Consider the following 22579-nt stretch of genomic DNA (forward strand, 5'->3'; position numbering starts at 1 on the left):
TTAAACTGCAATCGGCGCTTTGATCGTTGGATGCGGATCATACCCAACCAGCGTAATATCTTTCATTTCAAAATCGAAGATTGATTGTTTTTCAGGATTTAGCTGTAAGGTTGGCGCAGGACGTACTGTTCGAGTCAATTGTTCTTTCATTTGTTCCATATGATTGCTATAAAGATGAGCATCGCCTAATGTATGGACAAAATCTCCAACTTCTAGTCCAGTTTCATGAGCAATCAGGTGCGTCAATAGCGCATAACTAGCAATATTGAAGGGAACACCTAAAAAGACATCGGCACTGCGTTGATACAACTGACAGCTTAAGCGCCCATTATGAACATAAAATTGAAACATTGTGTGACAAGGCGGCAACGCCATCGTCGGTACATCTTCTGGATTCCAAGCAGAGACGATCAAGCGACGAGAGTCTGGCGTTGTTTTGATCATGTCGATCACTTCTTTGATTTGATCGATAAACCCACCCGTACTTTTTTCCCAATGCCGCCATTGGTACCCGTAAACATGACCCAAATCGCCGAAAGTTTCAGCGAAAGCATCATCGGCTAAGATTTTTTCACAAAACTGTTTCAACTCATGTTGGTACTGTTCATTGAAAGCTTCATCCACCAATGAACGGCGACCAAAGTCTGTCATATCAGGACCTGTATAGGCATCACTTTTAATATAGCGTTCAAACGCCCATTCATCCCAAATGTGGTTATTATGCTCTAGCAGATAACGAATGTTGGTATCTCCTTTTAGAAACCATAATAATTCACTTTTGATCAAACCAAAAGGAACTCTCTTGGTTGTCAACAATGGAAAGCCTTGGGACAGGTCAAAACGCATTTGGTGACCAAAGACACTGCGCGTTCCCGTTCCTGTACGGTCGCTTTTATCATTGCCTTCTGTTAAAATCTTTTTTCCTAGCTCTAAATATGCTTGTTCCATCGTTTTTCTCCTTTACTCTAGACAAATTCGCTCAAATATTCCCAACGATCCATTTTTTCTGCCAGTTGCGTTTCAACCTCGCTGATTTCTTGCTGTAATTTTTGGAGCTTCGTAAAGTCCGCACCTTGATGATTCATTTCTTCAGTTAAAGCGGCTGCTTTTTCTTCTAATGCCGCAATAACATCCTCAATCGTCGCCCACTCTTTTTGTTCCATATAACTCAGTTTCTTTTTGATAGGCGCTGCAGCAGTCTCCTCACTTTCAGCAGAAAGGGAATCGGTTTTTGTTTCTTTTGGCTCTAGTACACTCGAACTAGCTTTATTGGTATTGGCTGCTAGGTACTCATTAATGGAACCAAAGTAGGACTTAATCCGGCCGTCTCCTTCGAAGATCAGCAATTTTTGGGCAACTTTATCTAAAAAGTAACGGTCATGGGAAACAGTGATGACTGCACCTGGAAATGTTTCCAAATAATTTTCCAAAATCGTCAAGGTATCAATATCCAAATCGTTGGTCGGTTCATCTAACAAGAGAACATTTGGCTGTCCAATCAATAGCTTGAGTAAAAATAGTCGTCGTTTTTCCCCGCCAGACAGCTTGCCGATCTTGGTGCCATGCATGGATCGCGGAAACAAAAACTGTTCCAGCATTTCTGCGACACTGACTTGGGAGCCGTCCACTTTTTGCACTTCCTCCGCTGCTTCTTGCAAATAAGCAATCATTCGCTGATCAGGGTTCATCGCTTCAATCGTTTGCGTATAATAAGCCATTTTCACCGTCACGCCCATCGTACGCTCCCCTTCTTCTAAAGGCAGGCGACCAGCTAAAATATTGAGCAACGTTGATTTACCCGCACCGTTTTCTCCTGTGATCCCTAAGCGTTCTCTTGATTGAATCAACAAATCAAAGTGAGACAAAATCGTTTTATTTTCAATCTGGAAACTCGCATCTTTTAGTTCTAGGACCTGTTTACCTAAGCGTGTCGTAGCAACATCAATGGCCACTTCGCCGTTCCGTTTTACTTGATGTAGGTTTTCTTTTAAATCATCGAAACGATCGATCCGGGCCTGTTGTTTCGTTGTACGGGCTTTTGCTCCAGTACGAATCCAAGCCAACTCATGTTTGTACAACTGCTTGCGCTTGTCTTCTTGCGTCTCCTCCACACGTTCTCGTTCTGCTCGAGCATGAAGATACGTCTCGTAATTGCCTTGATATTCATGCAACTTGCCAAAGGATAATTCGAAAATCCGATTAACGACTCGATCCAAAAAGTAGCGATCGTGGGTCACCATCAGTAACGCACCCCGATAATTCTTTAAATAGCCTTCCAACCATTGGATCGCATCATAATCTAAGTGGTTAGTCGGTTCATCCAATAACAACAGGTCTGGTTCATCGATCAATACTTGAGCCATAGCCACTCGTTTCTTTTGACCTCCAGATAACTCACTGACCTTTTTCTCTAACTCCCTGATCCCAAGCTTTTGTAAAATAATCTTGGCAGTTGTATCTGTATTCCAAGCATCGGCCTTATTCATCGCTTCTTCTGCCAACTGATAATTCCGTTGCGTTTGTTGATCCATACCATTATTTTCTAAAGCAATCAGCGCTTTTTCATAGTCACGAACAACGCGAATCAGCGGACTGGTGCCTTGAAAAACAGCATCTACAACAGATAATTCTTCTTGTAACTGATTGTCTTGAGCCAAGAAACCGATGCGATAATCTTGGGCGGCAAATACCGTTTGGCGATCGCCATCTCCGCGATCCAAACCGGCTAAGATCCGTAACAAACTTGATTTCCCCGTGCCATTGACACCGATCAAACCGATCCGATCTTTTTCATGTATCAGAAAAGAAAGCTGATCAAACAGTGTTTTTTCACCGTAAGTTTTGGTTAATTCACTTACTTTTAATTCTTTCACAGAATCCCTCCTGAGTTTTTTCTTCGCTCATTGTACCACATTTCATCAACGGAGACGATGAGAGAAAAAAATCAATTTTTGTAAAAAAAGAATGCCTTCGTCAGTTTATTCCCTTGGATGATCCATGTTGATCACCTACGGGGAATAACCTGACGAAGACACTCCATAAAACGAGCATCACTTCATGCACCTTTTGAGACATATTATCGGCGGAACATTCGCTGTTTCGGCTGTTCTTCTGCTCGAGACATCGCATACGATTCTAACAGATTGACATTGCGTCGATATTCATTCGCAGAAATCGTCGATATTTTTTCAGCCACTTCATATTCATCGATCGTCTTGCGCTCGAGATAATAGCCCCAAAGGACTTTCTTGACAAAAATCGGCTCTTGCTCGATCATGATCGTTTCAATGAAATTGCTATGTTCAAACCGTTTGATGCTCATTTCTCGTTGACGAATAAAGAAATTGATCAGCGAGGAATCATAGACATCTTCTAAATTGCTCAAACTGTGAAAAATGTATTCGCTGTTTTTTAAGTAGATTTTTTGTACTTCAGAAATGTCTCGTTGTTTCAAGGCATCTTTCAGTTGCTGCCGTCGCTGTAAAAACAAACGAGGATGGATCAATACACGAATAAAGCGCTGAATAAAGAAGAGCCAAAAACTAAAGAATGAGAGAATTTGTTTTGCGAGGGAATGCTGTTGCTGAGAAATAAACCGTGAATAAAAACGATAGCCATTTAGACTGACTTTCCCATTTCGATAGGCTTCATCCAAGCCATCTTGTTCGATCGACAAGATCAACCCTTGAATTTCTTGGATTTCTTGTTTTTCTGAATCTGTCAAACTATTGCGATACAATTCCCAACGGCGATTTTCATAGGAATTGATGACAGCATCAATCGCTAAGCGACCTTTATCAGAAAGCTCTTGTTTTTCTTCTGCTTCCAATTGTTCGATGACGTCTTCTAAGATCAGCAAGTGATTGAAGTCGACACTTTCGGCAGCTTCACCATCTGCCAAATAAGGCAAGACCATCACGCTGATGATCAATGTCAGCAAAATCACACAGGCGGTCAAAAACAAGAGCAAGCTCCGTTCCTGAAACGGTGTCTCATGCACCATCACCGGTAAAATAAAGATGGCTGCCAAACTGACTGTTCCCTTGACGCCACCAAAGGTCAACAAGGCGACTTGATTCATGGATACTTGTTTTTTTGACTGTAAGAACCAATAATAAAATAGTAAAAAGAGAAAACGAACGAGGAAAATCACCGCTGTGACGACTAAAATCGTGATAACTAGATGCCAGTTTGCATAGTTTTTGCTTTCCCAGATCGGTGAGAAGACTTGTGACAACTCGATCCCTAGAAAGAGAAACACTAATGCGTTCAATGTAAAGACTATGGTCGACCACGTGCTTTCCGAAATGTTCGCCAACTCTGCATCAAACAACGAGATTCGCCGTTTTCTTTGGGCTTGGGCAACCCCAGCCACAACGGCTGCGATAATCCCTGAGACTCCGATCATTTCTGCCAGCAAATAGGCAGCAAATGGCAAGAGTAGTTCAATCAATAAGTATACTGTGACATCTTGTGCCGAGATTTTTTCAATAAAACGTAAAATCCGGCGTTTCAGCCACACAATCAAGTAACCGATAAGCCCGCCGCCGATACTAGAGAAAAGGAGTTGGAAACCTGCGTTGGCTGCTGAAAAACTCCCGGTGGTCAAAGCTACGATAGCAAACTGTAATGCGGTAACCCCCGAAGCATCATTCAGTAAGCCCTCGCCTTCCAGAATATGCATAATATTTTTGGAAATTTTCAAACGCTTTGCTAATGAGGAGACTGCCACCGCATCAGTTGGTCCTAAAGCAGCCCCAAAAGCGAAGCAAGCAGCCAGAGGTATCGTCGGCATCAACCAATGGAGGGTTCCGCCGACCGCAAACAGCGTCATTAAAACGCCACCAAAAGCCAAAAATAGCACGATCTTGCTGTTTTTTAAGATTTCCGGAACGTCTGCCCGCTCCCCTTCACGAAATAGCAATGGACCAATGATCATTACTAAGAACATTTCTGGCTCAAAGGCGATCTCTTGGCCCATCTCTGTAAGACCTAATAAAATTCCTAAAATAATTTGAATAAAAAAGATCGGTACCGAGGGCAATATTTTGCTCGCCACATTTGATAATGTGACAAGAATTGCAATGATAATGACGAGTTCAATAAATTCCATCCATTACCCTCTTTTCTTTCGAATTGCTAATAACAGCTCAAGAAAATCTTCTTTTTTCAAAAGGATCTTATCGTTTAGAAGACCTAACTCCTTTTCGTTATTTTCAATCTCACATTGGACACGCCGTGATTCCAAGCGATATAAATCGTGTTTCATTCGTTCAAATTTTCGGAAAAGCAATGGATTTTTCCGTTGCAAATAATCCCGAATCTCCTTTTTTTCAGCTGGTGTAAATTGTCCCAACTGCTTCATTAGTTCTTGCTTACTTAAACATTCCTTGTTCATAATTACGTTTTTTACCCCTTTTATCATCAGTTTATCTTTTTATTTAACGTGCAAATCAAAATTATCTCTTGACCGCTAGTATTCTAAGCCAATCATTCAAAAATAGCAAGTCTTTCTCACTAAATGTTGGTTTTCTATCAGTTTTCTTATAAAACAAAAAAACCGCAGTCTTCACTGCGATTTTTTATGCTTATTTCATATATAAGTCGTAGTAAGCATCCATGATTTCTTTGGCGATTTGAATATTTGGATGGGTATCTGTGTCCCCTTTTAATTGAGGCATTACGATCGCGATGGCAATATCCGCATCACTGCTTGGCCCGTAGGCAACGATGTTTAGGTTAACTAAGCTGATGGTATTGCCATTACTATCCACAATTGGTGTTTCGGCAGTACCTGTTTTGGCAGAGACCTCCATTTTCGCAGAAGCCAAGCCTTTGGCAGTTGCCCAAGCATCCGTTCCATGAACTGCATCATAAAATCCATTTTGAACAATTTGCATTTGAGCATCTGTTAAACCAACTTCGTTCAATACCGTTGGTTCGATCTCTTCAATCAGTGAGCCAAGACCGCCAGTTTCATCATTGCCGTAAATACCGTCGACGATATGAGGCTGCAATCTTTTGCCACCATTAGCAACAGTTGCTGCATATTGTGCCAGTTGCAACGTCGTATAGGTATCAAACTGACCAAAAGCCAAGTCAAGGATCTTCCCACCATCACTGACCGGGTCCATGTTATCGATCGATGTGCTGATACCAGTCGCTTCTCCCGGTAAATCGATCCCAGTTTCAGTTCCCATACCAAAAGAGGCAAAAGACGAACGTAGTTTTTCATAGACATCCCCTTGACGATCCACTGTTGGAATCGAAATACCTGACTGATAATTGATGCCCATCAAACGTAAAGCGACTTGCATCATATAGGAGTTAGAAGAAACTTCCAACGCCTGCTCCGCAGAAAGGTTACGATTATTTGCCCCAGTTGGGTTGAAAATTGAGGCTTTGACATCGGAGCCAATTCTGATTGGTTGATCCAATAACACTTCATTGCCGTTTAAGACCCCATTTTCCCAGCCGGCAGCCAAAGTCCCGGCTTTGACAACGGACCCTGGTACAAAGGAATTAATGAAGGTACCAATGGCATTTTCCTGCAATTCATTTGAACCTGTGTCATGATGATAACCAGACATTGACAAAACGCCGCCGGTTTTTGGATTTAACGCCACTGCGTATACCCCTGGAGAATATTCAGCTGCCCCAGAATCAATCAGTTTTTGGAAATTGTCTTGCAAAATTTTGTCAACTTTCGCCTGAAACTCAGCATCCAATGTTAGAACAAGGTTATCCCCTTTTGCTCCAGCAAAGGTTTCTTTTTGACTTTCAATATTATTATTGTTATCAAGGGAGATCTCAGAAATGGATTTTGTACCTTGTAAGACTTCTTCATACTGCTGCTCTAAATAGCTACGTCCAACACGGTCATTACGAGCATAGCCTTTTTCTAAAAATTCGTCTAGAACTTCTTCAGGAATTCCTTGTTCTTCACTAGTCACCGTTCCGATCAAACTAGCCAGAGAACTTCCTTCAACGATCTTTCGTGTCCAATCGGTACCGGTGGAGATTCCCGGTAAATCGACCATGTTTTCAGCAACAATAGCTAATTCACGGTCAGACACATCCGACGTCTTAATAAAGACCGTACTCAAAGATTGGGCGCTATTCATCCGCTTAAAAATCGTGGCTGCTTCTAATTCTGCATCAGAAAAATTGATTTCATCTTCTGTCACTTTATCAACGGTTGCCGCATATTGTTCAGAAGTACCTAAAGAACGCTCTTCATCACTCAATCGGTCAGTTGCTGCTTCAAGATTGTCTTCATCTGCCAGCCAAAAATCCTTAAGATCTCGATCAGACAAGTTTTTGTCCACAGGAACTTCGATCAACTCGCTCAATTTTTTGGCCGTTTCTAACAGATCTTGAGCGGTCATTTTGTTTCCGCGGGTAAATGTGATTGCCGCATTGGCTTGATTTTCCACCAGCGCTTTTCCAGAAGCGTCATAGATCATTCCCCGTGGGGCGCTTCCTTTGACTTCCACTACAGATGAAGCTTTCAACTGCTGCTCAATATTGTCGCCATTGACGATCTGTAGATAGCCTAATTGAACGATCAAAGATACAAACAAAGCAAAAATAATAAAAAACAAAAAGTTCAATCGAAATGGAACATGAGATTTGCGATACGATTTAGCCTTTGGTTCTTCTGGCCCCTTACGTATCCCTTGGACAACTTTATCTTTCAAATTCTTCATCTCATCTATCCTTCCAATCTATAATGACTACTGTCCTATTTTACCAAAAAATTCGATTCGAAACAGAAAAAACAAAAAATATCCATTAATCCTTAGAAAAAACTATAAAAATTGGCGTCATTCCGAGTAAATGTTTCACAGTTTGATTGTTTCATTTTCATTCTTTCATGAAAAAATTGTTTTTTTAAGCTTTCTTATGTTTTTTCATTTGATGATCTCGTGAAACAAGATTCCCCCTGGTACTTTTGTGGAAAACTAAAAGCAGGAGGACTTTCGGTCACCCTGCTTTTTTAGGCTTCTAAAGATACTAGCTACTCCCCAGTTGTTGAATTTTCTTCTGAGAAGGTCAAACTGTCGTCGTATAACTGATAATTAGGCGATCCGTTAGTATATTCATCGCCTTGGGTCAAACCCTCGTTCGTCGGAAGCTGCAACTGCTCCTTTAACAAATTTTGCGTATGCAACAACTGATTCGTCCCCAATAACTGATAATACACTCCACCAATCAGTTGCCCTTCTCCTTGGAGTTGCTCTTGTTTGATGGTCGTAAAAGCAGGAATATAATTGGTACCGATGTCCATCATATCATTCCACGTAAGATCCGTCTTCGAATTCTTTTCAACCGCTTTGAGAATCTTTTGGTAATTACTGATGCCATCCAGACTCATAACTTTTTGAAGAATTTTCGTAACCACTTCTCTTTGCCGTCTTTGGCGACCGATATCCCCTTCCGGATCTTGTTTGCGCATCCTTGCATAAGCCAAACCTGTTTTCCCATCTAAGGTGATTCGCCCTTCAGGGACATGAACACCTTCTAAAGTAAAATCGATAGCATTTGTCACCTCGATACCTCCAACTGCATCGATCAGATCCCGCATCCCTTGCATATTGATCGTCACATAGTGATCGATAGGAATGTCCAAGAGATTTTCAACAGAGTCCATGGCCATAGCCTCCCCACCGAAAGCATAGGCATGATTCAGCTTATCGATCGTATTGTAACCAACGATTTGTGTGTAAATATCACGATCAAGGCTAATGATCGTTGACTGTTTTTTTTCAGGATTGACCGTCACCACCATCATACTATCCGAGCGACCTTGCTCGGTTCGACCTAATGCCCCAGTGTCGATTCCCATCAGCAAAATGGAAAACGGATCTCGATCTTCAATGCTGATCGCTTCCTCTCGTTTGTCTGTTTTCCGATCAACAGCGTGAGAGATTTGATTAAACGTGGCATTTGTCTCTCGATAAACCTGCATCCCGTAGATCGTTACTCCAATGATTCCAACTACTAACACGACTAAAATACCTAAAATTACCTTTTGATATCTCCGCATCTTACACCTCACCAATAAAAATTCACTCATCAAATAAATTTTCCCACAAAACGCATCTTTCAGCAATCGCTATCATGAATCAACTTCATATTTAATGCTTCCGTAACTTCTTTGAAATAAACAAAAATAAAACATAAATAAAGTGCACCCTCTAAGTTAGAGAGTGCACCGCAAATAGTCACTTTTTTAAATATAATCCACAAAACGAGCACGAAACTTCATATGCAGATGGCTTCCTAAAATAAGAAGCATCAAAGTTAGACACCAGAAGATAAGTGTATAAGTCGTTTTTTCCCAAACCCATGCACGGGAAAGAAAAGTATCACGAAATCCTTCGATTAGATAATAAAAAGGGTTCAAGCGAAGAATCTTGATCAACCAAACAGGCATGTTTCGGTTATTAATATCCCAAATCGGACCAGAAACATAAAATAATAATCTCAAAACAGACTGTAGAAAAATATGATAGTCACGTATCAGTACTGTTATGGTCGCATTCAATAGACCAAAAGCAAATAGGAATATGACCATCGCAAGAAAGTAATAAATAAATTGTAACCAATAGATACTTGGTGTTACACCTGCTATAAATAACGAACCTACCACGATTGCCACCATAGGAATGTAGGATGACAAATTACTTATAATATTGATCGATGGTAAAATACTGACTGGAAACTTCATCTTTGCTACCATTCCAACTTGTCGGTGAATACTATTAGAAGCGCCTAGTACAGATGCATTAATATAAAACCAAGCAGTGATCCCAATCAGCATCCAGATAATAAAAGGAACGCCATCAACTTTCCTATTCCCGTTCACTCCTAATCCGAAAACCAAATAATAAATACCGATTTGAATCGCAGGATTTAATATTTGCCAAGCTAATCCCAAATAATGGCTCTGATAAGTAGCCTTATCCTCATAGCGAGACATCCGGAATATAATTCCCGCATGCTTAAATTGTTCTTTTATGACTGCAGCAATCTCTTTCACAAACTTCTTCCTTTTCTATATGAACTAAACAAAGAAACATCTTCTTTATTTGAAAACTTGACTGATCGTCTCAACAGGATTCTTAATTGCGTAAGTAATCGAACGCCCACTAAAAGAAACCAGCGAACAAAATATCGTTGCGGCGACTACCAAACCTAGGATCCCTTTAGTTGGCCAGCTCATTTTTTCCCCTAAAGGCGTACGTTTCAAGTTTATTTGAATCATTTGGTCCGAAAGATTTTGTTGTTGCAAGAAGTGATCTTCACGGCTTTTTTCTGCTAATTTCTCCAAATTAAAGGCTTTCTGGTCTTCTTTATAATTGTCTTGATAGGCTTTTTGCTCTTTCTTTGGCTGCTTTTTGAACCAATCAATGAATTTGCGATATTCAGCCATTACTTCTTCAGTAGGACCAAACATCCGTAAATCACCATAGTGCATCCAAATCGTCCGGTCGCAAAGCTTTTCTACCTGTCCTAAAGCATGACTGACAAAAAAGATGGTTTTTCCAGCTGCTTTAAATTCCATAATTTTATCCACACATTTTTGATAAAACGTTTCGTCTCCGACAGACAAAGCTTCATCAATGACTAAAATATCTGGATCATTATGAACCGCAATAGCAAAGCCCAACCGTGATTTCATCCCACTGGAATAGCTTTTAACGGGTTGGTTGATAAAGTCACCTAAATCAGCAAAGGCCACGATTTCAGGCATCTTTTCATCAATTTCTTTATTAGTCATTCCAGACATCAGGGCTTTAAGTCGAATGTTTTCTAATCCAGTCAGTTGATATTTTAACCCCGCACCGATCGCGATAATCGAGGTGTCACCATTTACTTCCATCGTACCAGATGTCGGTGGGATAATGCCACTGATCACGTTGGATAAAGTTGATTTCCCAGAACCATTGATTCCAATGATCCCAACTGATTCGCCGGCTTTCACATCGAAGCTGACCCCTTTTAAGGCCCAAAATCGAGGAACATTGCGATGATAGAACTTGAATAGCGCTTTTACTTTATCCGCTTTCTTTTTATATAAGTCGTATTCTTTCGTCACTAAAGTTGCACGGACTTTGATTTCTTTTTCCACTTTCTTCATCCATTCTCATAGAATTTCTAATTGATCGAGTCAACTCACAAAACATCATACCACATTTTGTGTTCTGAACAAATAATCAATGAAAAACTAGTAATAAAATCTTAATTTCTTGAAGTTGCGTTCAACAAAAAAAACATCTATAAAAGATGCTTTTTTATAATAGTCCTTTTAATTGGTAAGTTTCAAATCTTTTTTGATTTGAGTAGTTGATATTTCCGGAGTCCGTGCTAGATAGATCACTTCAGCATCGGTTTCTTCTTGAATAAAATCAAATTTGCCAGCCCAATCGTCTCCCATAACAAAGGTATCCACATGATATTCTTTGACATCGGAAACTTTTTGTGTCCAGCCTTCTTCAGGGATCACTAGATCCACATATCGAATCGCTTCTAATAATTGCTTTCTTTTCTCATATGAAAAGTAGCATTTTTTTTGTTTTTCGTTCCAATTAAATTCATCCGTTGATAGTGCCACGATCAAATAATCGCCTTGCTCTTTTGCACGACGCAAAAGATTGATATGTCCATAATGCAATAGATCAAATGTTCCGTAAGTGATTACTCGTTTCATTCTTATCCCTCTTCGCTTCTTAATCTTACTAATGTATTGAAGATACCAAATATGGCGAGAAATAGCAAATTAAAAAAGCTGAGGGCTTACTCAGCTTTTCCGTTCAGATTTAGACTTTGGTCACTTCCGCTGCTTGCGGTCCGCGGGCACCTTCAACGATCGTAAATTCAACTTCTTGACCTTCTTCAAGTGATTTAAAACCGTCTCCTTGAATGGCAGAAAAGTGAACAAATACATCATCGCCACCGTCAACTGTAATAAAACCAAACCCTTTTTCGTTGTTGAACCATTTTACTTTCCCATGTTCCATAGTGTGTAAAGCCTCCAATAATTATAATCCGACGATTCCGTCGCCTTTATTATAGCTGATTATGTAAGCGTTAGCAATATCAAAACGATTCTTTCTATCCACAAAAAAAGAAGCCTTTTAGCAGGCTTCTTTCTAGTAAATTGTTTAAGCTTTTGCGAAATATTCGTTTACTTTGTCCCAATTAACAACACTCCAGAAAGCATTGATGTAATCTGGACGAACATTTTTGTATTTCAAGTAATACGCATGTTCCCAAACATCTAAACCTAAAACAGGCGTTTGGCCATCCATCAATGGTGAATCTTGATTCGCTGTTGATGTGATTGCTAATTTGCCATCTTTCACGACTAACCATGCCCAACCTGAACCAAAACGTCCGGTTGCTGCAGTTTTGAATTCTTCTTTAAAGTCTTCAAAGCTGCCGAAAGCTGCGTCAATTGCCTCTTTGATGGCTCCAGTAGGTTCGCCACCAGCATTTGGGCCTAAGATTTCCCAGAAGAACGTATGGTTAGCATGGCCGCCACCATTGTTACGAACCGCTGTTTGAATATCTTCTGGCACAGAAGAAAAGTCAGCTAATAATTCTTCAACTGTTTTTTCACCTAATTCAGGATGTTTTTCAATCGCTGCGTTTAAGTTTGTTACATAAGTATTATGGTGTTTATCATGATGCAAATGCATCGTTTCTTCATCAATGTATGGTTCTAATGCATCGTATGCGTAAGGTAAATCTGGTAATGTGTAAGTCATAAAAAAATTCCTCCTCAATGATAATGTTTACATAAGTAACATTATCAGACTATCAGACTTTGTTCAAAAAATATGCTTACTTTTTCTCACTTTTTTTCGTATTGAAAATCAAAAATTTACTAAACACATAGTTTGCCAAAACAACAACAACTTGGGTGACCAGCTTGGCAACTAGATCGCCGGTTGCCAAAATTGAAATAAATAGATACATACAAAGCATATCTAAGCCTAATGATAAGACGCGAAAGAAAATGAACTTCCCAAATGCCGCCCATGACTCTTGCTTTGTCTCGGTTTTTGCTTCAAAGACCCATAACTTATTTGTAAAGTAGGCGAACAAAACAGAAGCAATCCAGGAAATCACATTCGCTGTCTGGTAATAAAAACCAAATCCTTCACGAAAAACGAGGTAGACGACAATGTTGACTACAGTCGTTAATCCACCAAAAAATAAATACGTAATCGGCTCCCACAACTTTTTTTGCTGCAAGAACTGCTTGTATTCGTTGTACTTTTGCATTCTTTTGCCTACTTTCATTTCTTTATTTATTCATTCATTCGATTATTGGTTCTTTTTTTGTGAATTCCTTGTAATTCAAAGAACCCTTCGTTACAATTACTCTAGTTATACCACAAAGGAGTTCATCAGCAAATGACTATCGTCCAACTATTTAAAATTGCTTTTTTCCGAATACCTGATTTAAAATTTGTCAAAAAAGCAGAATTTTCCAAAGTAATCGTTTTTCTATTAAGCGCCTCCGTGCTTATCGCGGTACCGATGACCATCAATGTATTAGGTGTCTTTCGCGATGTACAAGCAGACGGACAAAAAATTGGAGAATCGATCCCAGATTTTACGATCGAAAATGGCAAGCTTGCTACAGCGCCGGGTACGCAAGGTTTCATTTATCAAACCGATTCGATCATCTTTACTTTCGATCCAGATGGCAACCGTACGCCAGCAGATATTGCATCTGATGTCACTGGCTCTGTCATCGCTGTTGCCTTGTTAAAAGATCAGCTGGTCATCCGTATCCCCTCTTCTGGCTTATCGACGTCAATGTTAGATTCTAATCAATTAGAATTTGATTACAGTGAGCCTGCGCTGCGCAATCTTAACGGTCAGGCGATTCGAGAAGCGCTATCAAATCAAGCGATCCCCTGGCTAATCAAACTCATTGTCTTTTTTGTTGCATTGTATCCATCATTTGTCAGCTTGCTGATCACCTTAGTGATGGGGACCTTTATTGCAACGATCTATACAAGATTAAAACGATTCTCCTATACTTTCTTTGAAAATTTAAAGATTCTGATCGTAAGTGCTGCATTGCCTACGCTTATTAGTGTAATCGTACAACTACTATTGCCTTCCTTCGATGCAACCACCTTTATTTTGTTTGGTTCTTTATTCTTATTCACACAAGGGGTCAAACATTCTCCAAAAATTCAGTTTAAAACCTAATCTAGGCCATGTTCAATTCCTTGAACATGGTTTTTTTCTCATTCTTTGCTACACTTAAGTTAAAAGGAGGCTTGGCAATGAAAAAAATAATCTTAGCCACTCGAGAGTTTCGCGACACATACGTGAAACAAATCGAAAAAGACTATCAATTTCTTGTGTACAGAAAGGACCAAGCAATTGATTGGTCACAAGTAGAAATTACCATCGGTTGGAAGCCCGAATGGAAGGACTACCTACTAAAGGAGAAAACAAATTTGAAATGGGTCCAAGCAATTTCAGCTGGCGTAGACACCTTACCCTTAAAAGAGTTTGCGAAATACGGCATTCGCTTATCTAATGGTAGCGGCATCCATGCTGAATCGATTACAGACCATCTATTGGCTCTACTATTTATGGAAAACCGCGGGATTTTCCAAGCAATCCAACAACAAAGAAAACAGCAATGGTCACCGAATACGATTCCCTATACAAAATTGTCGGATCAAGAAATTTTGATCGTTGGTACGGGACAAATTGGTCAAAAGTTAGCTCAAGCATTGACCTTTTTTGGTGTAAGTCCCATTGGTATCAATACTAGCGGGCATGAGGTGGCGGGTTTTGATAAAACGTTTGCGTTATCTGACTTACACGCTTGCGCAAAAACCGCCGATTGCGTCATCAACATCCTTCCTCTGACGGAAGAAACCACTCACTTGTATGATGCAGCTTTTTTTGCCCAAATGAAACCTAGTGCTTCCTTTTATAATGTCGGCCGCGGGCCTAGTGTGGATACCACTGCATTAGCAAAAGCCCTAGAAAAAAAGCAGCTGGCATTTGCCGCACTGGATGTTTTTGAAGAAGAGCCATTGCCCGAGAATGATCCGTTATGGCTCATCGAGAACCTTTTGATAACCCCCCATATCTCAGGGCATACGCCCCATTTTCAAAAGGCATTTATGGACATTTTCTTAGCGAATCTCCAACAATTTTTGGCGAAACAAGAACTTGAAAAAAATGAGATAAACTTGGATAAAGGCTACTAACAAATTCTTTCCGCAAAAAAAGTGTACAGTTGGAGGCGAAACCTTCAGATTGTACACTTTTAATTTATCGTTGTTTTTCTTGGTCTTTTTCAGTTTCTTTCAAGAAATATAAGGGTCTATTTTTGGTTTCTAAGAAAATTTTCCCAATATATTTCCCGATGATTCCCAAACAAAGCAATTGCAAGCCGCCCACAAATAAGAAAATGCTAACCATCGATGGCCAACCAGTTGTTGGATCACCAAAGATAAAGGTTCTGATCACAATAAATACCAAAGCAATCAGAGAGCCCAAGCAAGAAAGCGCCCCAATAAACGAAGCAATGTTCAGAGGGGTATCCGAAAAGTTGACAATCCCGTCGATCGAATATTGAAATAGTTTCCAAAATGACCACGAAGTCTCACCAGCGACTCGTTCCCGGTTCTCATAGGCGATGTATTCTGTATCAAAGCCGACCCAACTGAAGATCCCTTTTGAAAAGCGATTGTATTCTGACAGCTGTAAAACGGCATCTACCATATTACGGCGCATCAAGCGAAAATCTCGGGCACCATTTACCATTTCGGTATCGGCAATTTTGTTGATAATATTATAAAAAGCATCTGAGAAAAAACTACGGATCTTCGGTTCTCCTTTGCGATCCGCCCGTCTAGTCCCCACACAATCAAGCTCTGGTTTTGCTTCCAGCATCGCAAACATTTCTGGCAGTAATGTCGGCGGGTCTTGTAGATCTGCGTCCATCACAGTGACAAAATCGCCTTTCGCCGCTTGTAAGCCTGCATAAAGTGCAGCTTCTTTGCCAAAGTTTCTCGAAAAAGATAAATAGCGAACACTTTCGGGGTGGTCACGATATAACTCTCTTAAAACAGGTAGTGTTTGATCTGAAGAGCCATCATTGACAAAAATATATTCAAAGGGCATATTTAATTGTCTCTTCACTTTTTCTGTTTCCTCAAAGAATATCGGCAAGCTCGCCTCTTCATTAAAACAAGGTACAACAATTGATAACATCGGTTTCATCTCCTAGAGCCAATCGAGTTACATCGGTCATCATTTGACCAAACTCATATTATTTTTTATCTTCACTAAAATCATACTTGGGTTCATCTAACGTTTGATCATAATCAACTGTCAGATCATAGCCTTTGAAAAACCACTCATCCGCTTCATCAATAAAAAAAAGCAAGCCGTCAATGGTTCGTTCAACGATCGGACGTTCTGGTTTATCGACTGACATCCCCACGGAAAATCCGTCATGCACTTGTGTTTTGCCATAAATTTTTCCAAAAAAACGAATCCCGCTTCCTTGGTCTACCACCAATTCTTTTTTGAACCATTGCATTGCTTCAGGACTTATTGTTAAGTTCATTTTCTTCACTCCTAATCATTCATATGTTCATCAAGTATATCTACATCATCTGTATTGCCGATCACGAGTAAATTGTCATTTTCACGCACGATCGCCTCTGCATCTGGCGAAACGATCACTTGTCCTGGTCCCCGACGAATCGCAACAACTGTCAGACCATACTTTTGTCGAAAATTCAGCTCAATCAGGGATTTATTGAAAAAGCGTGGATTGGACACACGAATTTCTGCTAGAGAAAATTCATCAGATAGTTCAATATAATCTAAGATATTTTTGGAAACTAGATTATGGGCGATGCGAATCCCCATATCACGTTCAGGATGGACGACACGGTCTGCGCCGAGTTTTTCCAGTACACGGGCATGGTATTCGTTTTGGGCTTTGGCTAAGATATTAGGAACACCCATTTCTTTAACCATCAGTGTGACCAATATACTGGCTTGAATATCTTCACCGATCGCAACGATCACATGGTCAAAGTTACGAATCCCTAGTGAACGCAAGGTCATCTCATCTTGTGCATTGCCGACCACCGCATGGGTGGCGATATTCATGTATTCATTGACCCGATCTTCGTTACTATCGATCGCCAGTACTTCTTGTCCAGATTCAATCAACGTGCGACAAATACTGCCACCAAAACGGCCCAGACCGATTATTGCATAATTTTGCTTCACCACAAACGCTCCTTTTTTACCAGATCATAATTTAGTATAACAAAAACCTCCTCAACTGACCATGAGGAGGCATAATTATCGAGAATTTATTTTATCAAACCGTGTTTAAAAGCATATATTGTCGCTTGTGTACGATCTTCTACTTCTAATTTTGATAAGATATTCGATACATGTGTCTTCACTGTTTTCAGCGTAATGAAGAGTGAATCCGCAATCTCTTGGTTGCTCTTTCCTTCGGCGATCAACAGTAACACTTCTTGTTCCCGATTGGTCAAATCTTCATGTAGGATTGGTGTCCGATTCGTCAAACGATCCATCATTTTCGTGGTGACTTCGGGTTCTAAGACCCGCTCTCCTCGCTGGGTGGCACGAATGGCTTCCGCAATCTCATGAGCAGTAGACGTCTTTAACAGGTAACCGGCCGCACCTGCTTCAATTGCAGGATAGACTTTCTCGTCATCAATAAAACTAGTGACAATAATGATTTTTGCATCCGGCCAATCCTTTAAAATCAATTTCGTAGATTCGATCCCATCCATTTCATCCATCACTAAGTCCATTAAAATCACGTCTGGTCGCAGCTCCAAGGCCTTTTCATAACCTACTCGGCCATTTTCCGCTTCCCCAATCACTTCTATATCGTCTTGAATCGATAAGTAAGAAGATACCCCCAGACGAACCATTTCATGGTCATCAACTAACAACACGTTTATCATCCGTTATGCCTCCTTCAACAGTGGAACTTTGATTTCAATGCTAGTTCCTTGCTTTTTAAAACTAATAATTTTCAACGTACCACCAACGGCACTCACCCGTTCTCGGATATTCATCAAGCCATAGCTGCCGGCCTTTTGATCTTGGGGATCAAAGCCAACTCCATCATCGATCACCCGCAATAACACGTTATTATCGATGCGATGCAAGTATACTTCTAACTCATCAGCTTTCGCGTGACGCAGTGTATTAGACAAGAGTTCTTGGATCACACGAAAGAGTTGATCTTCAATCGAACTAGGCATCGTAAAGTCTTCAATATCCCAAGTCAATAGAATTTTGATTTTTGTCTCTAATTCCTTTAACAATTGCTCGATCCCTTGCTTCAAACTCTTGCCCTCCAATGTGACAGGTCGTAGATGAAGCAAGAGCGCCCGCATTTCAGATTGCGAAGCATTGATAATGTCTGTGACCATCGCTAACTGTTTCTTTTGGCTTTCTGGAGCATCTGTTCGAATCGCTTGCTCATTCAGTGCAGACATCATCATCATGGCGGCAAACAGCTGTTGAGAAACAGAGTCGTGCAATTCACGAGCCAGACGCTGCCTTTCTGCTTCTAAAATCTCTTCTTTCGTCTGACCATCGACAAACTGCGGTTTCGCATTCAATTGCTGCAATTCCATCGACATCTGTTTCATCTTCGATTGGATACTAGCAATATCACGATCCACATTCGCAATCAAATGGTTTTCAGACGCATGGGGGATCTTTGTTTCCAATAAAGGGCTATCGATATAGCCGCTGGCTAACAGTCTTAGCTTTTCTTCCACCGGACCGTATTGACGATTGCGGAAAAAAGAAATCAGTAAGAAGACAGCTAAAGCAATCAATGCAGATATTACAAGCAAGTGAAAGACGATAGGAATGAAAAAAAGTTTGATTTGAAAGACTTCTATCAGCCAATTATTTTTCCCACTGGCATACAAATAGGAGAACAACATCAAAATCATGGTAAAAAAACTTGCTAAGCCTGCATAAAACGCGATCATGCCTCTTGAAAATTTCCCGATCATACCCGAATCACCTCAACATCACCAACAAGGGTATTCGTTAAAATTTTCAAACGCCGACTATTTTCGCCATAATCAGGGCTGTAGATCGTCACTTTTTCATTTTTCAAGCTCGTTTCTTCGCCTTCAAAGATAACGGAGCCAATAAAAGTACTGTGCTCTAATTTGATTGCTATGCCAGCAGGCACTAAAATACGAGTTCTGCCAAAGCCTTTTCGTACGATCACGACGTTTTCTTTCTTAGGCAATAAAGTGTTGCCTAGATCAATGAAAGTGTCTCCCGTCAAAATATCTAAATTAATGTCATCCCATTCATAAACTTGACTGCCGATTCGTTCATTGCCTAACCATTGCTGTTTTTGTTTCAACGGATGATCCGCTTTTGGTTCTTCGGTTTCAACGATGATCATTTGTTTTTTGCGCCAGAAGGAATTTTTAGTCAAATCGATTCCGGTAATCTCGACTCCTTTTAATCCAATAAATAAAATCGCAAAAATCAGCATCAGCCACAATGCTGGACTATTTAACAAACTGATCAAAATAGCAATGGAACTTGAGACCATCAAGAAATTTTTAAAATTGCTCTTTCGCTCACTTCGGTTCACCAGAACCAAGCACGTCACACCAAGTATTAATAAAAATAATAATGGCGGATTAGATAAAATTTGCCATACTGCAAAAAGCAGTAAGAGCGCTTCAACAATAAAGAAAAAACGCCAAGGACTTTTCATTCAAGCTCCTCCTCCTAGTAATTCTACTCTATCATACCTGAAAAAAAGGGTTTGTCCATCCGTCGCTGGTCCGAAAAAAGACCCTGTATGATCAAATTCCCTAAAGGAGAATGAACAACAGGGTCAACTAGATTTACCTAGCGATCAAACGATTAGCTTTTCTTTACTTCTGTGATTCTTACTTGCATATCTCCGCCTGGCGTTGAGATCGTCACTTCATCGTTGACTTTTTTCCCAATCAAAGCACGAGCGATTGGTGAATCATTGGAAATTTTACCAGAAAAGGGATCTGCTTCAGCACTGCCGACGATCATGTACTCTTCTTCGTCACCATCAGGCAACTCCACAAAAATCACTGTTTTTCCGATGGAAACTTCATCAGAGTCGACACCTTCATTATCAATGATTTCTGCAAATCGAATCATATTTTCTAAAGTAGTGATTCGACCTTCGACAAACGCTTGTTCATCTTTGGCAGACTCATACTCTGAGTTTTCGGATAAATCGCCAAAACTGCGGGCTACCTTGATACGTTCAATGATTTCACCGCGTTTTACCGTTTTCAATTCTTCTAATTCTTGTTCTAACTTTTCTTTTCCTTCAAGTGTCATTGGGTAAACTTTTTCTACCATAGTTCTTTTCTCCTTTTAGTAACTTCTAATAAATCGCAAAAGGTAATCTTTTGCGATGAGTCCACAAAAGATTACCATGCTTTTTTTTAAATGTAAACTATAAACCTATGAAAATTTAATTTGAGGTATTGTTTACGTATTGTTCCACTAATTGCATATGCTGTTCATAGGTTTCTGCAAAGTAAACTTCTTGAGTATGAATATCAGCAACGAAATAATAGTAGTTGTTCGGTGTTGGATCTAAGACCGCTTGGATCGCTGCTTCACTTGGATTGTTGAATGGTCCAGGTCCGTAGCCAGTATGCACATAGAGGTTATAAGGAGAGTCAACTTGAGTGTCCTCATAAGTAACTAGCTCTTTGTGCTCGCCTAACGCATATAGAATCGAAATATCCGATTGTAGCGGCATATCAATTGCTAAGCGATTGAAGAATACCTGTGCGATATTTTTACGATCTTCTAGCTTACTACCTTCTTTTTCAACAAGTGATGCTAAAGTAAGAACTTCTTGGACGGTCATTTCTTTTTGAGCGATTTGATCGAAATATTTCGACATGACCGCATTTGATTTATCCACCATTTGAGTAACGACTTCTTCTAGGGTATTCCCTGTATAGTAGTCATACGTCGCTGGGAACAAGTATCCTTCTAGTCGGTAACGTACACCTTGTGCATCGCCGGCACTTGCTAAAAGATCAGGATAGGTTGCTTTCATTTTTTCAAAGAACTCGTCACTTTCCATCAAAGCTAAGAAATCGTCTTTCGAGATATTCGTTGCTTCCGCTAGAGCATCACCGATTTGATCTACATCAAATCCTTCTGGAATGGTGACTTTGGCGTCAGAGGTGACCGAGCCTTCGCCATTTTGCAGCATCTTCGCTATTTGATCCAATGTCATACTTGGCGCAAACTGATAATTTCCCGCTTGAAATCCAGTTAAATTATTGAATTTCGTATAATAGTTAAAGATCATACCACTCTTAATGATATTGTCTTCTTCCAATATTTCTCCAATTGCTTTGTTGGACGATCCACTAGGGATCTCAACAGCGACAGTTTCCGTGTCATCAGGGTTCAAAGGCTGTAGCCCGGATGATACATAACGATACATTGAAAATCCTAAAACTCCACCGATAACGAGCAAAGCAAGGACTACGATCAAAACGATCCGATTGACAATCCGGTCTTCTTTTTTGCGTTGCTGCTTGCGCAATTGCGTTTCTCCACCTTCAGCTATGGGTAATTCTTCCGCTGCTGCCCTACGACTTGCAGCAGTTTGCTTTGCTTTTTTATTTTTGGTCTTTCCACTTGCAGTTCGCGAACCCACCTCTTCTTGAGGCTGTTGAATAGGACGCTCGTTCAACCCTTGGTCTTCCTGGGTTTGATCTGATTGAGGTTGCTTTAAAGCTCCTAATACTTCGTCTTTAAAGGATTTATCCTCTGGATGTTGTTTACTCAAAACAACTCCTCCTAACTTTCGTAATACTGGCTTGTACCATTATACACGAAAGTTAGGAGGAGTGGAATGATTTTAATATTTTTGAAATCATTAAATATAAATAACCTTATTTTACCAAGCTATTCCATACTGCAAGAGACTGTTGTTCTTGTTTTTCAAAATCATATTTCCCTAGAATGGGATAACCTTCCATATAAAAAATCCAACCTTCAATTATACTACTTACATTATTTTGTACAATTAGTGCCGGTAATTCATTTGAAGAACCATCTTTTAAGAATTGAGTGGTTGCTGGAATATCGACAGTGATAACATCTGTTCCTACGGCCAATGCTTCAAATACTACCAACCCTAAGCCTTCATACAGACTAGTAAAAATAAATGCATCACATAGTTTAAGTAAAGAATAGGGATTATCCATTCCTCCTAAAATAATAATTTTTTCTTTGATACCACTTTCTCTTACTTTTGCAATAGTCTGCTTTTTTAATGGTCCATGAGGAGCTACAATAACAAGACGTGTGTTTGGAAATTTTTTATTTACTTCTACAAAAGACTCGATTAATCGATCATGACCTTTTTGTAAATCAAATCTACCAATATTGATAAAAACTTTAATATTAGGATTTAGCAAATCATCAATTAATCGCAATTTAGTAACACCATAAA

The 22579-nt window shown here is 40.0% G+C and carries 23 protein-coding genes; 2 read left to right on the forward strand and 21 right to left on the reverse strand.

Annotation, left to right across the window (positions count from 1 at the left end; all coding sequences use genetic code 11):
* The 12 genes from A5870_RS10570 to A5870_RS10625 form a co-directional block, all read right to left on the reverse strand.
* Positions 1 to 948 (reverse strand): thymidylate synthase, encoded by a 948-nt coding sequence (locus A5870_RS10570; protein WP_086292779.1) that lies wholly within the window; start codon positions 946 to 948, stop codon positions 1 to 3.
* Between the two features lie 17 nt (positions 949 to 965).
* Positions 966 to 2873: an ABC-F family ATP-binding cassette domain-containing protein gene (locus A5870_RS10575; protein ID WP_086292781.1), complete on the reverse strand. Its 1908-nt coding sequence runs from the start codon at positions 2871 to 2873 to the stop codon at positions 966 to 968.
* Between the two features lie 203 nt (positions 2874 to 3076).
* A complete protein-coding gene (locus A5870_RS10580) occupies positions 3077 to 5113 on the reverse strand; it encodes a cation:proton antiporter (RefSeq protein ID WP_081119165.1) in 2037 nt (678 codons plus the stop codon).
* Between the two features lie 3 nt (positions 5114 to 5116).
* The gene (locus A5870_RS10585) at positions 5117 to 5398 is read right to left on the reverse strand and encodes a hypothetical protein (protein WP_008379625.1); all 282 of its coding nucleotides are present in this window, start codon (positions 5396 to 5398) and stop codon (positions 5117 to 5119) included.
* Between the two features lie 190 nt (positions 5399 to 5588).
* Positions 5589 to 7709 (reverse strand): peptidoglycan D,D-transpeptidase FtsI family protein, encoded by a 2121-nt coding sequence (locus tag A5870_RS10590; RefSeq protein ID WP_086292783.1) that lies wholly within the window; start codon positions 7707 to 7709, stop codon positions 5589 to 5591.
* A 311-nt stretch (positions 7710 to 8020) separates the two neighbouring features.
* The gene (locus A5870_RS10595) at positions 8021 to 9049 is read right to left on the reverse strand and encodes an LCP family glycopolymer transferase (protein ID WP_081119167.1); all 1029 of its coding nucleotides are present in this window, start codon (positions 9047 to 9049) and stop codon (positions 8021 to 8023) included.
* A 186-nt stretch (positions 9050 to 9235) separates the two neighbouring features.
* A complete protein-coding gene (locus A5870_RS10600; RefSeq protein ID WP_086292785.1) occupies positions 9236 to 10045 on the reverse strand; it encodes an ABC transporter permease in 810 nt (269 codons plus the stop codon).
* Positions 10046 to 10090: 45 nt separating this feature from the next.
* Complete coding sequence (locus A5870_RS10605; protein WP_086292787.1) at positions 10091 to 11146, reverse strand: ABC transporter ATP-binding protein; 1056 nt, start codon at positions 11144 to 11146, stop codon at positions 10091 to 10093.
* Between the two features lie 168 nt (positions 11147 to 11314).
* Positions 11315 to 11716: a glycerol-3-phosphate cytidylyltransferase gene (tagD, locus tag A5870_RS10610; RefSeq protein ID WP_086292789.1), complete on the reverse strand. Its 402-nt coding sequence runs from the start codon at positions 11714 to 11716 to the stop codon at positions 11315 to 11317.
* A gap of 109 nt (positions 11717 to 11825) precedes the next feature.
* A complete protein-coding gene (locus tag A5870_RS10615; protein ID WP_005229578.1) occupies positions 11826 to 12026 on the reverse strand; it encodes a cold-shock protein in 201 nt (66 codons plus the stop codon).
* 144 nt (positions 12027 to 12170) lie between these two features.
* Positions 12171 to 12776 (reverse strand): superoxide dismutase, encoded by a 606-nt coding sequence (locus tag A5870_RS10620; RefSeq protein WP_081119170.1) that lies wholly within the window; start codon positions 12774 to 12776, stop codon positions 12171 to 12173.
* 76 nt (positions 12777 to 12852) lie between these two features.
* The gene (locus tag A5870_RS10625; protein ID WP_034878673.1) at positions 12853 to 13296 is read right to left on the reverse strand and encodes a GtrA family protein; all 444 of its coding nucleotides are present in this window, start codon (positions 13294 to 13296) and stop codon (positions 12853 to 12855) included.
* A gap of 132 nt (positions 13297 to 13428) precedes the next feature.
* Between A5870_RS10625 and A5870_RS10630 the strand changes: the two genes are divergently transcribed.
* The gene (locus tag A5870_RS10630) at positions 13429 to 14238 is read left to right on the forward strand and encodes a DUF1189 domain-containing protein (protein WP_077452571.1); all 810 of its coding nucleotides are present in this window, start codon (positions 13429 to 13431) and stop codon (positions 14236 to 14238) included.
* A gap of 26 nt (positions 14239 to 14264) precedes the next feature.
* Positions 14265 to 15260 carry a phosphoglycerate dehydrogenase gene (locus tag A5870_RS10635; protein WP_086293418.1) on the forward strand — a complete coding sequence of 332 codons (996 nt, stop codon included), beginning with the start codon at positions 14265 to 14267 and terminating at the stop codon, positions 15258 to 15260.
* A 64-nt stretch (positions 15261 to 15324) separates the two neighbouring features.
* Here the strand turns inward: A5870_RS10635 and A5870_RS10640 are convergent, their stop codons facing one another.
* From A5870_RS10640 to A5870_RS10680, 9 genes are all read right to left on the reverse strand, one after another.
* Positions 15325 to 16269 carry a glycosyltransferase family 2 protein gene (locus A5870_RS10640; protein WP_170924078.1) on the reverse strand — a complete coding sequence of 315 codons (945 nt, stop codon included), beginning with the start codon at positions 16267 to 16269 and terminating at the stop codon, positions 15325 to 15327.
* A gap of 58 nt (positions 16270 to 16327) precedes the next feature.
* The gene (locus A5870_RS10645) at positions 16328 to 16627 is read right to left on the reverse strand and encodes a HesB/YadR/YfhF family protein (protein WP_086292793.1); all 300 of its coding nucleotides are present in this window, start codon (positions 16625 to 16627) and stop codon (positions 16328 to 16330) included.
* Between the two features lie 11 nt (positions 16628 to 16638).
* Complete coding sequence (locus A5870_RS10650; protein WP_005229566.1) at positions 16639 to 17304, reverse strand: potassium channel family protein; 666 nt, start codon at positions 17302 to 17304, stop codon at positions 16639 to 16641.
* An 86-nt stretch (positions 17305 to 17390) separates the two neighbouring features.
* Positions 17391 to 18020 (reverse strand): response regulator transcription factor, encoded by a 630-nt coding sequence (locus tag A5870_RS10655; RefSeq protein ID WP_077452576.1) that lies wholly within the window; start codon positions 18018 to 18020, stop codon positions 17391 to 17393.
* A gap of 3 nt (positions 18021 to 18023) precedes the next feature.
* On the reverse strand, positions 18024 to 19091 hold the full coding sequence (locus tag A5870_RS10660; protein WP_077452577.1) for a sensor histidine kinase: 1068 nt from the start codon (positions 19089 to 19091) through the stop codon (positions 18024 to 18026).
* Positions 19088 to 19819: a cell wall-active antibiotics response protein LiaF gene (liaF, locus tag A5870_RS10665; protein WP_010749367.1), complete on the reverse strand. Its 732-nt coding sequence runs from the start codon at positions 19817 to 19819 to the stop codon at positions 19088 to 19090. The genes A5870_RS10660 and liaF overlap by 4 nt, the downstream gene beginning before the upstream one ends.
* Before the next feature lie 152 nt (positions 19820 to 19971).
* Positions 19972 to 20451, reverse strand: coding sequence for a transcription elongation factor GreA (gene greA, locus A5870_RS10670; RefSeq protein WP_005229556.1), 480 nt, complete (start codon positions 20449 to 20451; stop codon positions 19972 to 19974).
* Between the two features lie 115 nt (positions 20452 to 20566).
* A complete protein-coding gene (mltG, locus tag A5870_RS10675; RefSeq protein WP_086292795.1) occupies positions 20567 to 21910 on the reverse strand; it encodes an endolytic transglycosylase MltG in 1344 nt (447 codons plus the stop codon).
* Positions 21911 to 22016: 106 nt separating this feature from the next.
* A partial coding sequence (locus A5870_RS10680; RefSeq protein ID WP_139843168.1) for a glycosyltransferase occupies positions 22017 to 22579 on the reverse strand: 563 nt, incomplete at its 5' end.

The sequence above is a fragment of the Enterococcus sp. 2G9_DIV0600 genome, assembly GCF_002140615.1.
Taxonomy (GTDB): Bacteria; Bacillota; Bacilli; order Lactobacillales; family Enterococcaceae; genus Enterococcus_D; species Enterococcus_D innesii.